Origin of the sequence: Staphylococcus sp. FSL H8-0121 (genome assembly GCF_038008425.1) — a bacterium.
GTDB classification, from domain to species: Bacteria; Bacillota; Bacilli; order Staphylococcales; family Staphylococcaceae; genus Staphylococcus; species Staphylococcus pasteuri.
In genome coordinates, this window is the sequence record NZ_JBBOZB010000002.1 from 927,016 (window position 1) to 941,891 (window position 14,876).

Below are 14,876 nucleotides of genomic sequence, written 5' to 3' on the forward strand. Positions count from 1 at the left end.
TTTAGATAAAAATATAGCAATAAAGGCTTATCGAAACTACGAATTTCGATAAGCCTTTTTATGTTATCTAACCAAAATATGCCAAATATTTTTGATGATAAGTAAACTGACAATGAGAACGATAATACTCGAGATTTTATTTAAAATAATGATGTATTTACCAGTTTTATCAACAGATCCTAACATTTTTCCAAGGACTGCTAAAAAAATAAACCAAATCCAAGAGACTGAAATAGTAGCCACTGCGAATAATAACTTTTCATTACCTTGATACATAGAAGCGCTAGCACCAATGACGCCGATTGTATCCATAATCGCGTGAGGGTTAAGTAGTGAAACAGAGAGTGCAAATCCGATTTGTTTCTTAGCGCTCATAGGTTCCATATGTTCTAAATTATTTGGCTTTTCATTCCACAATGACCAAGCCATATATAATAAGAAGGCTAGGCCAATAATATAAATTACTAATTGTAAAATAGGTAGTGACATTAAAACGAGTGAAACACCTAATATAGCTAATACTATTAAAGTCGTATCACATAAACCTGCTGTAATAATGACTGGTAATGCTTTGGTTAATTTCTTTTGATTAGCTCCCTGGTTAAATACAAATACGTTTTGAGCACCTAATGGCAAGATAAGACCTAAAGCAAGTAAGAATCCGTGAATCATAGGTTGCATAATAGCACCCCTTTTTTATGAGCTAGAATAGTTATCTTAAAAAGTTTAAATATCTGAATATTTAAAAAATATTATACGGAAGACATATATACTTTTCAATATTAAATATTTTATTAGGGATTGTTCTCATAAAAAAGCCCAAAGCAGTAGTATTTTAGATGCTTTAGGCTATGAAACATATATTTTAAAATTGAGATTAACAAATTCGATTATGACTCTTTTGTGGCCTCGACTAATGTATCTGCTGCAAGTAAACCAAGATTATTTGAAGCTAATGGACTATCGCCAGTTAATAACTTACGGTCTTGGTGTGTTTGGCCACTCATTTCTTTATTTACAATATTAAGTCCTTGTTTGCTTAATAAGTCTGCAACTAACCATTTAAGTTTACCCGGTAAGTAACCAATGTCGATATTAGCGCCGTCATCAAGCGCATCAGGGAACACACAAACTGAATAACCTTCAAATGGTGATGATTCTCTATTTAAACCAGCAGATAATAATGCAGCAGGACCATGACATAATGTGATAATAAACTTATCATAATCTAATGCCCAATCTAACGTTTGTTGTACATCTTCACTTTCGGAAATGCCAACTACAGCCGCATGTCCACCAGGTATAAATAGGGAAATATAATCTGAATCAGGACCGAGTTCATTTTTAATTACGTCTGATAACACTTTTGGTTGTTTTAGTTTTTCTTTTAATTTATTGTAAGTCGCTTGAACAGCCTCGTCTTCTTCAGGCATAGCCCAATGTTCTAATTTTACAGGATAACCCGTTAATGTAGCTACATCGACATCAAAACCTGCTTCCATTAAATGATGCAATGGTAATAACATTTCTACTGGGTGATTACCTGTGGAGAACATTTTGCCGTTTTCTAACAATACATATCGCTCTTCTGCGGCAATCATTAATACTTTCCATTTACCTCCAGTATAAGCATTTTTATGTTTGACACCATCAAAGTCTGTTTTAGGTGCTGTATATTGACTTAATGAATAAGGAGAAGGGAAAAATGCATTATCCTCCGCTTTATCAAGCGTTGGCACTTTACTTAATTCACTTGTGTCTTGAGTCATATTCAATTCCTTCTTTCGTAGGTTTGTAATGTTTATTACCTTGTAAGATACCTCATAAACATATACCAATAGCTACATGTCTCTCTTTTAATATAAAAAATGTACACTAAGACAGCATTATAAGGTCTAAGTGTACACTTTGAATTAGATGTATTGTACATTTTCAAAAATTACATTTTGTTTTTGAAGTTCTTCTGCAATATTTTGAGGTAATTTAGTATTTTTAAATGTCACATGATCAAAGAAGCAGTGTTTTAATTTTATATTTTCAAATACAGATTGGTTAATTTCTGTTTTTTTAAAAGTGACATTTTTAAATGTAGTATCAGTGATTTTAACTTCACTAAACGTATTGCCATCAAATACAACGTCTTGAAAGACTGTATTATTAATCGTTGTTTCATCAAACGTCGTATTTTCTGCGTTAATGTTTTTAAATTGGTTTTTGTAAAAATTAACTTGTTCGAATATGCAGTCATTCAAACTACTATTTATAAATTTACTGTTTGAGACAGCATTAATATTTTTAAATATACCTTCATTAAAATTACAATTTTTAAAACGACTTTTATTAACTTCTAATTCATCGTACATAGAATTTCTAAAATTAGTTGAATTATGATTTACATTTTTATAGTTTTCTTGAGTGAATACAGATAACGATAAGTCTTTATTTGCCATATAATTACAAACTCCTTTACTAGCATTAAATGATATGTCTTTTCTTATACAGGAAAAATAAATATAAATTTATAGAATTAATATACGTTATTCATCATAACATGAGATGGCTTCTGGCACATTTGATTGAGTTTGAAAATAGAAATATAAAAATATGATTTATTATAAACAGTGAAATTGCAAAATATTCTAAAATCATTTATAATTCATACCTGTTAAATAAGAATTATTGGAATATGGGAAAAGGCATTGTATAGTTTTCCTTAAAATACATAGGAGATGTATATATATAACATGATTGCATACGATTTGATTGGACAAACACCACTTGTTTTATTAGAAAGTTATAGTGATGAAAACGTTAAAATTTATGCTAAACTTGAGCAATTTAATCCTGGAGGCAGTGTCAAAGATAGGCTAGGAAAGTATCTTGTTGAACAAGCAATAGAAGAAGGGCGTCTTCAACGTGGTGATACTATAGTGGAAGCTACGGCTGGAAATACAGGTATAGGATTAGCAATAGCAGCTAATCGCTACGATTTAAAATGTGTCATATTTGCACCTGAAGGCTTTTCTGAAGAGAAAATTTCAATTATGCGTGCTTTAGGTGCTGATGTAAAAAGAACAGCTAAAGATGAAGGTATGATTGGAGCACAACAAGTTGCCAAACAATACGCTACTGACACACAATCCATTTATATGAATCAGTTTGAAACTAAACATAACCCTGATGCCTATACACACACCTTGGGGAAAGAACTTACAGATGAACTGAATCATATTGACTATTTCGTAGCTGGTGCTGGATCTGGTGGTACATTTACAGGTGTAGCAAGACATTTACAACCTTTAGGTGTTAAAAGCTATATTGTCGAACCAGAAGGCTCGATATTAAATGGTGGACCAAGTCATGCTCATGACACAGAGGGTATTGGTTCAGAGAAGTGGCCTGGATTTTTAGAGAAAACTTTAGTAGACGGTATTTTTACAATTAGTGATAAACATGCTTTTGAAAACGTAAAAAATATTGCTAAAAATGAAGGATTACTTGTAGGTAGTTCATCTGGTGCAGCATTACAAGGTGCACTTGAATTAAAACAACAATTAGACAAAGGGGTAATCGTAACCATATTCCCTGATGGTAGTGATCGATATATGTCAAAACAAATATTTAATTATAAGGAGATGGATGATAATGAATAAAAAAACACAAATGATTCATGGCGGACATACTACAGACGAATATACAGGTGCTGTAACAACACCTATATATCAAACAAGTACTTACTTACAAGATGATATTGGAGATTTACGTCAAGGTTATGAATATTCTCGTACAGCCAATCCAACGCGTGCATCATTAGAAAGTGTCATTGCAGATTTAGAACATGGTAAACATGGTTTCGCATTTGGGTCAGGTATGGCTGCAATTAGTGCAGTTATCATGTTATTAGATAAAGGCGATCACCTTATATTAAATTCTGATGTATACGGTGGCACATATCGTGCATTAACTAAAGTATTTACAAGATTCGGTTTAGATGTTGATTTTGTTGATACTACAAATATTGATGAAGTTGAAAAATATATTAAACCTGAAACTAAAATGTTATATATTGAAACACCTTCTAACCCATTATTACGTGTAACAGATATTAAAGGTACTGTAGAAATTGCTAAAAAACACAATTTGATTTCTGTTGTAGATAATACATTTATGACACCTTATTATCAAAATCCATTAGACTTTGGTATTGATATTGTTTTACATTCTGCTACTAAATACATTGGCGGACACAGTGATGTAGTAGCTGGATTAGTAGTAACTGCTGACGATGAATTAGGAGAACGTATTGGTTTTATTTCTAATTCAACAGGTGGCGTTCTTGGACCACAAGATAGTTATTTATTAGTAAGAGGAATCAAAACACTTGGCTTACGTATGGAACAAATTAATCGTAATGTTGAAGCGGTTATTGATATGCTTCAATCTCATGACAGTGTACAAAAAGTATTCCATCCAAGTGTGAAAAGTCACCTAAATTATGATATACATGCAGCGCAAGCAGACGGTCATACAGGTGTAATCGCTTTTGAAGTGAAAGATACTGAAGCAGCTAAAAAAGTGATTCACGCAACACAATATTTCACTTTAGCTGAAAGTTTAGGTGCAGTTGAAAGCTTAATCTCAGTACCTGCTTTAATGACACATGCGTCTATCCCATCAGATGTGCGAGCTAAAGAAGGTATTACTGACGGCTTAATTCGTTTATCAATAGGTATTGAAGATACAGATGATTTAGTCAATGACTTAAAACAAGCACTTAACACATTAAATTAAATCTAATTAGTCATATATAAGCGTATCTTTCTTTCATTTAATAATGCACAACATTAATAGATTAAGATTAGTATAAACTGACGACAAAGAATCAAATTTTGTCGTCAGTTTTTTATTTTTAATAGAAAATTCAGTGTAAACAAATTTTCATATAATTCTCAATTTGGCTAATATTGTTCGTGTTTTAAATTAAGATTATTCCTATTTTGTCAGGGTATGCGAATAATGTACATTGAATTATAGAGAGGAGTATTTTTAATGATTTTCGAAACTATGGAACAAGAAGACTATGAACAAATGGTTTTTTGCCAAGATAAAGCAACAGGCTTAAAGGCAATTATTTGTATTCATGATACGACACTTGGACCAGCATTAGGCGGTTGCCGCGTTAGAAATGATTATAATTCTGAAGAAGAAGCAATAGAAGATGCTATGAATTTAGCACGTGGTATGACATATAAAAATGCAGCTGCTGGCTTAGACCTTGGTGGAGGTAAGACAGTAGTGATGGGTTCACCTAATAAAGAAGATGAAGAAGCATTTTATAGAGCATTAGGTCGCTATGTTAATACATTAAATGGTCGTTACTATACAGCAGAAGATGTTGGTACATCTGAACATGAAATGAATTTGATTTATAAAGAAACACCATATGTTTGTGGTACTAGTCAATCATTTGGATCAGCAGGTAATCCTAGTCCAATGACTGCTTATGGTATTTATATAGCAATGAAACGTACGGCTATGGAACAATTTAATGGTGAATCACTCGAAGGTAAAACAGTAGCCGTCCAAGGTGTAGGTCACGTATCATATGAACTTTGTCGCTTATTACATGAAGACGGAGTTAAGTTAATTGTGACTGATATCAATAAAAATAACGCACAACGAGCAGTTGATGAATTTAATGCACAATTTGTCGAACCAGATGACATCTTTTCAGTAGAAGCGGATATTTTCGCACCATGTGCACTTGGGGGTATTTTAAATGATGATACTATTCCTCAATTAAAAGTTAAAGCCGTATGTGGTTCAGCGAATAACCAATTAAAAGATGAAAATAAACATAGTAAAATGTTAGAAGAAAAAGGTATATTATATGCACCAGACTATATTGTTAATAGTGGTGGTGTAATCAATACAGCTGACGAATTAAATGGTTACAATGAAGCGCGTGCGACAGAAAGTATTGAAGGTATCGATAAGATTGTTAAACATATATTCGATATAGCTAAATCTCAAAATAAGACACCATTAGAAGCTTCACAACATTTTGCTGAAACACGTATGAATCAAATGTCACGTATTCATGATATTAGAAAATAAAAATGATGAAATAAAATATAGAATTGTTGTAGCCTGGGATAAATAAATGTCTCAGGCTACAATTTTATATTGGCAGTAGTTGACTGATAAAGTAATTCTTTTTCTTTAGAAATTAGAATTACTTATGCATGAGTGCTAACTCATGTAATCCTTAGTGGAACACCTTAGCTAAAGCTAATGTGTAAGTATCACTAAACTATTTAAAAATAGTAGTGATACTTTATTTTAAATTCTAGTCAACATTGCCGGGGTTAGACTACGAAATAAATTTTAGGAAAATATTATTTCTGTCTAACTCCCTTTTTAATTGTGTAATGAAATTGATGAGATATGATACTCAACTTGAAGTAATAACTGCTATTTTGAAAAATTACTTTAACAAATTTGAATAATCGAAAATGATTTTGGTTATTCGGGTTTATAAATCATATATCCGGATAAAGGAAAGTTATCAAAGTACAATTTTATTATTGAATAGAGAAAGCATATAAAAAATAAAACATAAAATGTATATCTGTATTAATTGAAATTTCGACAAACTTAATTGCGTACAAAATAGTTTTGTCAAATCCATTTTATATATTTATTCATATTATTACTAAAAAATGATAAATATAAATTTGGATAAAAATTGTACAGATATATAGTTTTGTAACATTTGTAAAAAGTAAATCAATTAAGTATTATATGTATATACAATATTAAAATTGTGCAAAATATATGAGGTGATTCATAAATGAAGAACAAACAAGGCTTTTTACCACACAAACTAAATAAATATGCAATTAGAAAATTCACAGCAGGAACAGCATCACTATTAATAGGTGCAACATTAGTATTTGGAGCAGGAAATGTAGCTAGAGCAGATGAATTAGATAATGCATCTTCTCAAAATAGCGATGGCAACAAAGATAAAAGTGAACCTGTTGATATAACAGAACTCACTAATAGTAATGAAACAAATAGTACAGAAACGAGTGCCACAGACAAAACAGCTACTCAAACAGACAATGCTAATAGTGACCAACAAACTACTACAACTAATAAAGATGTAGAGGAGAAAACAACAAATAATACTGGCGATAAGCAAAGTACCGAACAAGCGAATTCAAACAACGTTTCTTCAGATAAAACATCAGCACAAGAATCCTCAAGTATTGAACAAAACACAATTGATAACTCAAACAAAAAAGCATCGACAACAAAAGATGAATCTACAACAGAGTCAGCAACTTCTGAGAACAAAACAACATCTACAGATGACAAACAAGTAGAGTCAAATAAAGACGATGAATCTATAAATAAACAAGATAGTGAAACTAATTCTACTTCTAAAGAAAATCAAACTTCAGATAAAACGACTTCAGACAAAACCTCTTCAGAAAAGAATAATACTGCAGATAAAACATCAACTAAAAATGTAGACAAAACAACTTCCAATAAAACAACATCTAAAACAGAAGAAAAAACAACTAAAGCAACTAAAGATTCAACATCTAAACAAGATGCTAAAAAAGCAAAAGAAGAAAAAGCAACATCTAAAAAGGCTACTGATAAAACATCAACTAAAAAAACTGAATCAAGCAAAAAAGAAACAACATCTAAAAATTCTAGTAAGTCTACTAAAACAACTAAAACAACAGCAAAAGAAACTACTGAATTAACAAAACAATTGGCAAAATCTAAAAATAAAGAAAAAGCAGTGCAATCATTTTTAAATAATCAAGTTTCAACAACTGAAGCAAAAGAAATATTAAAAATACAGATGTAGACTTTAACAAAGCAACTGATGAAGAAATCAATCAAGTTGTATTACAAGCTGCTTTAAAAGAAATGGTAGACAAACAAAAGAGCACAGAAACATTAGCTACTCAGCCTAGAACTAGAACATTTATGCGCGCAATGGCTACACCTAGAATGCTTGCTGCCGCTGTTAGTGGTGACGAAAAAGCGCAAAAATCATTAAATTATTCTGATAACTATACATTTGCGTCACTAGTATTTGATCCTGAAGCTTTAGATTCTGACGCAGTTAAAAATAGTACATCAATTCCATTTAATATTCATGCGTATATGTCTGGTTCTAACTCAGGTTCTAGATATAAAATTGATTTAAATCTAGACTCTAAAATTGCAGAACATGTTACTAATATAACGGTAAACCAAGCTGGAAATAACACTAAAGTCACATTTACGAGATTAAAAAATGATGATGGCACACCGTCTAATATTTGGGAAGTCAACTATATTCGTGCAAGTGGTGGTTTATTCCCTGGTGCGGAAATTTTAGCATCTAAAACAGCAGCTGGTGGTCAAATTGAATTAGATGATACTGTTGAAAATATTCTTAATGAAGCAGGAGATTTAAGTAATAATAAACTTAATTATCAAATTTATGTTAGAGATTCTTCCGCAAACACAATCGTACGTTCATCAGAAAGTAGTGGTTATTTCCTTACATCAGCTGATGATGATTTAGTTAAGTTAAATAATAATACATCTACAGCTAATTCAAAGGATTTTAAAGCAAGTAGTGGTACAGCTATTTTAGATACAAAAGTTGGAGATAACGGAGCGATTATTGTTGACCAACAAATCGTTAAAAATGGCACATTCGGTTATGGTGGTGCTTCAAACAAACAATGGAGTTATAACTATCAAATCGATAAAGACTTAATTCCATTCATCCAAAGTGTTGAATTAGATAGATATGACTATGATGGTTTAAAAGGATTTGACAAAACTTATAAAGCTTCTAATAAAGTGGCCGATTTGTCTATAGATGCGAATGGTAATGGTACGATTACTGCTAGTGATTTAAATAATTTAATTGAATTTAATAATGGATTACCTGAAACAGTGGGTATGAGAATTGTTGTTAAATTAAATCAAAGTGCTAATAACATTCTAACTAAAGATGCACAATATGACGCAAATGGCAATTTAATTACTTCTACAGCTGATCAAGTTGAAGACTTTACATTTGCTGGCTATCTTACTGATAATGCTGGCCAACTTATTAATAATACGCTAGGAACATCTTCTTTAGAATTACAAGACTATGATCAAGATGGTCTTTTAGATAGATATGAAAGAGAAGTATCATTAACAGATCCAAATGATGCAGATACAGATGATGACTCTAAAAATGATGGAGATGAGGTTAAGACATATAAAACTTCACCATTAGTAGGTAAACCAACTGCAGCCGATATTACAATTAATGATACAAAAGTAAGTGGATCAGTCACTTTAAAAGCAAATGCAGGTACTCAAACTGCTAAAGTAATTAATTCAGCAGGACAAGTTATTGGTACATCTACTGTGAATAGCGATGGAACTTTCTCAGTTACTATCCCTAAATCAGCAGCAGGTCAGTACACAATAGCTATTGATGCATCTAACTATGATAACGATGAAACAAATACATTTAATATTATAGATAATACAATTGTTCCTGCGCCTTTAGTGGATCCTGTAGACGATAATGATACGACTATTGGTGTTCATGGTACGGCTGGTTCAACAATTACAGTTAAAGATAACAATAATAATGTGATAGGCACAGTTACATTAGGGGCTAATAGTACGACAGGTACATTAACATTATCTAAACCATTAACAGCAGGTACTCAGTTAACATCTACTGCTAGTAAAAATGGAAAAACAAGTGCAGTATCACCAACAGTAACTGTAACAGATGCAACTGCACCAGACGCGCCGGTTATTAATCCTGTAACAAGTGAAGATACAACGATTACAGGTAAAGCGGAACCAAACTCAACAGTAACATTGACATTCCCAGATGGAACAACACAAGTTACTACTGCTGATGCGTCAGGTAATTACACTGTTAATATTCCATCAAATGAAGATTTCACTGGTGGAGAAACAATTAAAGCTTCTGCTAAAGATGCAGCAGGTAATAAATCTGTGGATTCAAATATTACAGTCACAGATGCGACAGCACCAAATCAACCTACTGTTAATAGAGTAACAAGTGAAGATAAAACAATTACAGGAACAGCAGAACCAAACTCAACAGTAACAATCACGTTCCCAAATGGAACAAAAGTGGAAGCAATTGCGACATCAAATGGTAGTTATAGAGTTGCAATTCCAACTAATATAGATTTAAAAGGTGGAGAAACATTAAACGTTACTTCAACAGATAAAGCAGGTAATAAATCTACTAACGCTAATACAACAGTTGTTGATGTAACGGCACCGGATGAACCTACAATCAATACTGTAACAAGTGAAGATACACAAATTACAGGAACAGCAGAACCAAATTCAACAGTGACAGTAACATACCCAGATGGAACAACGTCTACAGCTATAGCAGATGCTTCAGGAAATTATACTATGGACATACCAGCTTCTGAGGATCTCATAGGAAATGAAGAATTAAGCGTAACAGCAACTGATGCAGCAGGTAATGTTTCAACAGAAGGTGGAACGACTGTACTTGATACAACAGCGCCAGAAGTGCCAACAGTGAACTCTGTAACAAGTGAAGATACAACGATTACAGGAACAGCAGAACCAAATTCAACAGTAACAGTAACGTTCCCAGACGGCACAACAGCGACAGGTACAACAGATGCGGAAGGTAATTACGTGATTGATATTCCAGCCAACGAAGATTTAAAAGGTGGAGAAACATTACCAGTTACTGCAACGGATAAAGATGGCAATGAGTCTGAGCCAGCAACAACAGTAGTGACAGATACAACTGCTCCAACGACACCGACTGTCAATCCAGTAACAAGTGACGATACACAAATTACAGGTAAAGCAGAGCCAGGTTCAACAGTGACAGTAACGTTCCCAGATGGCACAACAGCGACAGGTATTGCAGATGAAGATGGTAATTACGTGATTGATATCCCTTCAAATGAAGACTTAAAAGGTGGAGAAACGTTACCAGTTACTGCAACGGATAAAGACGGTAACAAATCAGACCCAGCAACGACAACTGTAGCTGACACAACAGCACCGACAGTACCAACAGTGAATTCAGTGACAAGTGATGATACAGAAATCACTGGTAAAGCAGAACCAGGTTCAACGGTAACTGTGACATTCCCAGATGGAACAACAGCAACTGCAATAACAGATGCAGACGGAAACTATGTCATCAATATTCCATCTAGTGAGGACTTAAAAGGCGGGGAAACATTACCAGTTACAGCGACAGATAAAGATGGAAATAAATCAGAACCATCAACAACAACTGTGGCAGATACAACAGCGCCAACAGCACCAACTGTCAATCCAGTAACAAGTGACGATACACAAATCACAGGTAAAGCAGAACCAAATTCAACAGTTACTGTAACGTTTCCAGACGGTAAAACTGCAAGTGCTACAACAGATGCAGACGGAAACTATGTCATCAATATTCCATCTAGTGAGGACTTAAAAGGTGGAGAAACTCTACCAGTTACTTCAACAGATAAAGCAGGCAACACATCTGATAAAGCGACTACTACAGTTACAGATACAACAGCACCGACAGTACCATCAGTGAATCCAGTGACAAGTGATGACACACAAATCACAGGAAAAGCCGAACCAGGCTCAACAGTAACAGTGACATTCCCAGATGGAACGACAGCAACTGGAACTGCAGATGCCGACGGTAATTATGTGATTGACATTCCATCTAATGAAGACTTAAAAGGCGGAGAAACGTTACCAGTTACTTCAACAGATAAAGATGGTAACGAGTCTGACCCAGCAACAACAGTTGTAACAGACACAACAGCACCAGATGCACCAACAATCAATCCAGTGACGAGTGATGATACACAAATTACAGGTAAAGCAGAGCCAAACTCAACAGTAACAGTGACGTTCCCAGACGGAACAACAGCGAGTGCAACAACAGATGCAGATGGTAATTATGTGATAAATATTCCTACTGGTGAAGAACTAAAAGGTGGAGATCATATCGGAGTAACAGCAACGGATGCAGACGGTAATATCTCACCATCTACTGATGGAACAGTTATTGATAACAGTAAACCAGTCGACCCAAATCAACCAACAGAGCCAACAAAACCAGTCGACCCAACAAATCCAAATCATACAAAACAACCGACAGATTCTGATGATTCAACAAATCCTAGTCAGCCGGCTGAACCGAAAGAAACAAAAGATACAACTCAACCAACAGCACCGTCAAATGATAGTAAATCAACATCATCAACTCGTGCATATGGAAGCAATAAAGCAACCCATAATTCAGTTCAACGAGATACTGAAGAACAAGCACAAACAGATAACAACAGCGAAGTAACTAATTCTAACCAAAATAATGGTAGTAAAGTAGTAGATATGAATGGACAACAAGTAGAAAAATCAACGAAATCATCAACAAACAAAGATAAAGATCAAGGTAAAGGTCAGAGTGAACTACCTGAAACAGGACAAGATGTAGTTAATAAAGGAACGTTGTTCGGTACATTATTAGCCGGACTAGGTGCACTATTCTTATTCTTCAAACGTCGTAGAGAAGATGAAGACGAAGAAGAAAATAAATAATAAAATGAAATATTGATATCACAAGGCTCATTCCATTTTTGGAATGGGCCTTTTATTATAAAAAAACCGTTGAATCGAGTTTCGATTTAACGGAAATAATTAAAAAATTAATGATAAGAGAGCTAGAATTGGTAATAGACCTTGTTTAATAATGATAGACTTTTGACTTGTTAAACTACCATAGATTGCAACTATAATCATATATACAAGAATACATATAATGAGTTCTCTAGGATGATTACTAAAAAATGTCGCATAAATTACGAAAAGACCGAGAAGTCCATTATAAATACCTTGGTTTTTCATTAATGTATTTAAATTGTTATCTTCTAATGCAGATTGACTCATTTTAAAAGTTTGACTAGTTTTTTTAGAGCTTGTCATAAATGTTTGAAGTATCATAATAAAGATAAACTCAATTGCTACAAGTAGTATCAAAATAATTGAGAGTAAACTCAAAGTTAAATCATTCCTTTATGTATTAATAGTTATAACAAAAATGTAAAAGATATATTTTCTAATAATAGATGTATAAGAAGACTGACTAGTATTTTATTAAATTTAAGCATAAAAAAAGCAACCATTACGGTTGCTTTGAAAATGTTATTACATTTTTACGACATTAGCTGCTTGTTCTCCACGATCGCCTTCAACGATGTCGAATTCAACTTTTTGTCCTTCTTCTAATGATTTGTATCCATCTTCAGCGATTGCTGAGAAATGTACGAATACATCATTTCCATCTTCTCTTTCGATGAAACCAAAACCTTTTTCTGCATTAAACCATTTAACTGTACCGTTATTCATATCGAATACCTCCATGTGCTTTTTCACTAAATATTTGTAACAAATTTCATTAATCAAAAGGAGTATATTCTAAACAAATAAACTTCAATCAAATTCACGACCTTTTATTACGTTAGATTAACTATACACCCATAAACTATATAAGTAAAGTAAGAATTATAATTAATGTTAATAATTGATAGATAATCGGTATAGATGAAATGGGGTTGTTGTTGAAATCTGTTAAATATTAAGGAATATCTAAAACAAAGAAGTTAAAATAATTGATATTTTTAGAAAAATCAGAAAATGGTGTTGACTAGATCACACCCTTACAATATAATGCAAATATTCAGATAATAATTATCGGGATTAAAACAGGAGGAGGGTTATGATTGATTGAATTTAACAATGTAAATAAAGTATTTCATAAAAAGAAAGAAAAGATACATGCATTGAAAAATATATCATTCACGATTAATCAATATGATATTTTCGGTGTCATAGGGTATAGTGGCGCAGGTAAAAGTACCTTAGTTAGATTGGTGAATCAATTAGAACATGCTACTGATGGACAAGTAATAGTTGATGGACATGAAATTAATACATATAAGGAAAGAGAATTACGTAAAGTTAAAAAAGATATCGGTATGATATTCCAACATTTTAATTTATTGAATTCTAAAACAGTCTTTAAAAATGTAGCAATGCCCTTAATTTTAAGCGGAAAAGATAAAAAAGAAATCCAAGAAAGAGTGGATTCCATATTAAAATTTGTTGGTTTAAGTGATAAAAAGAATCAATTTCCTGATGAATTATCGGGTGGACAGAAACAAAGAGTTGCCATTGCTCGTGCCCTAATAACTAATCCTAAAGTGTTGTTATGTGATGAAGCAACAAGTGCGCTTGATCCTGCTACAACCAATTCAATATTAAACTTATTGAGTAATGTAAATAAAACATTTGGCGTAACAGTGATGATGATCACACATGATATGAGTGTTATACAAAAAATTTGTAATAGAGTAGCAGTTATGGAAAATGGTGAAGTAGTTGAGATAGGTGACGTTAAAGAAGTATTTAGCAATCCTAAAACCAAGACCGCTCATAACTTTGTAACTACTGTAGTCAATATGGAACCTTCTAAATCACTCATAGATTCTTTTAATCGTTATAAAAATGAAAGTGATATTGATTTAAAATTATTTATTGATCAAGAACAAATTGAATATCCTTTATTAAATGAAATGATAAACAACTATCATTTAAATGTGAATGTCTTGTTTTCATCTATGTCTGAAATACAAGGAGATACGGTTTGCTATATGTGGATTCGTATCAAAAAAGATGAAAATTACAAGAAATTTAATCTTAATTCATTTTTTGAAAATAACAAAATACATTATGAGGAGGTTTAGATA

General features: G+C 32.8%; 11 protein-coding genes. 6 read left to right on the top strand and 5 right to left on the bottom strand.

Translation table 11 applies throughout. The features are described 5' to 3' along the window. Positions 1-63 precede the first annotated feature (63 nt). The 3 genes from LFT63_RS09840 to LFT63_RS09850 all read right to left on the bottom strand — a co-directional run bounded on the left by LFT63_RS09840 (position 64) and on the right by LFT63_RS09850 (position 2,450). A complete protein-coding gene (locus LFT63_RS09840) occupies positions 64-684 on the bottom strand; it encodes a LysE/ArgO family amino acid transporter (RefSeq protein WP_029056572.1) in 621 nt (206 codons plus the stop codon). A 206-nt stretch (positions 685-890) separates the two neighbouring features. After that, on the bottom strand, positions 891-1,769 hold the full coding sequence (gene hchA, locus LFT63_RS09845; protein WP_340768962.1) for a glyoxalase III HchA: 879 nt from the start codon (positions 1,767-1,769) through the stop codon (positions 891-893). 144 nt (positions 1,770-1,913) lie between these two features. Continuing rightward, positions 1,914-2,450, bottom strand: coding sequence for a pentapeptide repeat-containing protein (locus LFT63_RS09850; RefSeq protein WP_029056570.1), 537 nt, complete (start codon positions 2,448-2,450; stop codon positions 1,914-1,916). A gap of 294 nt (positions 2,451-2,744) precedes the next feature. Here LFT63_RS09850 and LFT63_RS09855 point away from each other — a divergent pair, with 294 nt between their 5' ends. The 5 genes from LFT63_RS09855 to LFT63_RS09875 all read left to right on the top strand — a co-directional run bounded on the left by LFT63_RS09855 (position 2,745) and on the right by LFT63_RS09875 (position 12,669). Then, on the top strand, positions 2,745-3,653 hold the full coding sequence (locus tag LFT63_RS09855; protein WP_017637021.1) for a PLP-dependent cysteine synthase family protein: 909 nt from the start codon (positions 2,745-2,747) through the stop codon (positions 3,651-3,653). Next, the gene (locus tag LFT63_RS09860) at positions 3,646-4,791 is read left to right on the top strand and encodes a bifunctional cystathionine gamma-lyase/homocysteine desulfhydrase (protein WP_017637022.1); all 1,146 of its coding nucleotides are present in this window, start codon (positions 3,646-3,648) and stop codon (positions 4,789-4,791) included. Before LFT63_RS09855 ends, LFT63_RS09860 begins: the two co-directional genes overlap by 8 nt. A 258-nt stretch (positions 4,792-5,049) precedes the next feature. After that, complete coding sequence (locus LFT63_RS09865) at positions 5,050-6,117, top strand: Leu/Phe/Val dehydrogenase (RefSeq protein ID WP_017637023.1); 1,068 nt, start codon at positions 5,050-5,052, stop codon at positions 6,115-6,117. 736 nt (positions 6,118-6,853) lie between these two features. Continuing rightward, entirely contained in the window at positions 6,854-7,888 is a 1,035-nt protein-coding gene (locus LFT63_RS09870) for a YSIRK-type signal peptide-containing protein (RefSeq protein ID WP_340768964.1), read from the top strand. Between the two features lie 62 nt (positions 7,889-7,950). Further along, a complete protein-coding gene (locus LFT63_RS09875) occupies positions 7,951-12,669 on the top strand; it encodes an Ig-like domain-containing protein (RefSeq protein WP_340768966.1) in 4,719 nt (1,572 codons plus the stop codon). A 99-nt stretch (positions 12,670-12,768) separates the two neighbouring features. Here the strand turns inward: LFT63_RS09875 and LFT63_RS09880 are convergent, their stop codons facing one another. After that, positions 12,769-13,128 (bottom strand): DUF1304 domain-containing protein, encoded by a 360-nt coding sequence (locus LFT63_RS09880; RefSeq protein ID WP_029056568.1) that lies wholly within the window; start codon positions 13,126-13,128, stop codon positions 12,769-12,771. A gap of 147 nt (positions 13,129-13,275) precedes the next feature. Continuing rightward, entirely contained in the window at positions 13,276-13,476 is a 201-nt protein-coding gene (locus tag LFT63_RS09885; protein WP_002461971.1) for a cold-shock protein, read from the bottom strand. A 374-nt stretch (positions 13,477-13,850) separates the two neighbouring features. On the opposite strand from LFT63_RS09885, the gene LFT63_RS09890 reads away from it, so the two are divergent. Then, on the top strand, positions 13,851-14,873 hold the full coding sequence (locus tag LFT63_RS09890) for a methionine ABC transporter ATP-binding protein (protein WP_017638304.1): 1,023 nt from the start codon (positions 13,851-13,853) through the stop codon (positions 14,871-14,873). Positions 14,874-14,876: the final 3 nt, after the last annotated feature.

What these genes read in the sequence shown, in the direction of transcription:
- LFT63_RS09870 (WP_340768964.1), top strand. Translation starts at nt 6,854, where the DNA reads ATGAAGAACAAACAAGGCTTTTTACCACACAAACTAAATAAATATGCA.
- hchA (WP_340768962.1), bottom strand. Translation starts at nt 1,769, where the DNA reads ATGACTCAAGACACAAGTGAATTAAGTAAAGTGCCAACGCTTGATAAA.
- LFT63_RS09875 (WP_340768966.1), top strand. Translation starts at nt 7,951, where the DNA reads ATGGTAGACAAACAAAAGAGCACAGAAACATTAGCTACTCAGCCTAGA.
- LFT63_RS09885 (WP_002461971.1), bottom strand. Translation starts at nt 13,476, where the DNA reads ATGAATAACGGTACAGTTAAATGGTTTAATGCAGAAAAAGGTTTTGGT.
- LFT63_RS09860 (WP_017637022.1), top strand. Translation starts at nt 3,646, where the DNA reads ATGAATAAAAAAACACAAATGATTCATGGCGGACATACTACAGACGAA.
- LFT63_RS09865 (WP_017637023.1), top strand. Translation starts at nt 5,050, where the DNA reads ATGATTTTCGAAACTATGGAACAAGAAGACTATGAACAAATGGTTTTT.
- LFT63_RS09855 (WP_017637021.1), top strand. Translation starts at nt 2,745, where the DNA reads ATGATTGCATACGATTTGATTGGACAAACACCACTTGTTTTATTAGAA.
- LFT63_RS09850 (WP_029056570.1), bottom strand. Translation starts at nt 2,450, where the DNA reads ATGGCAAATAAAGACTTATCGTTATCTGTATTCACTCAAGAAAACTAT.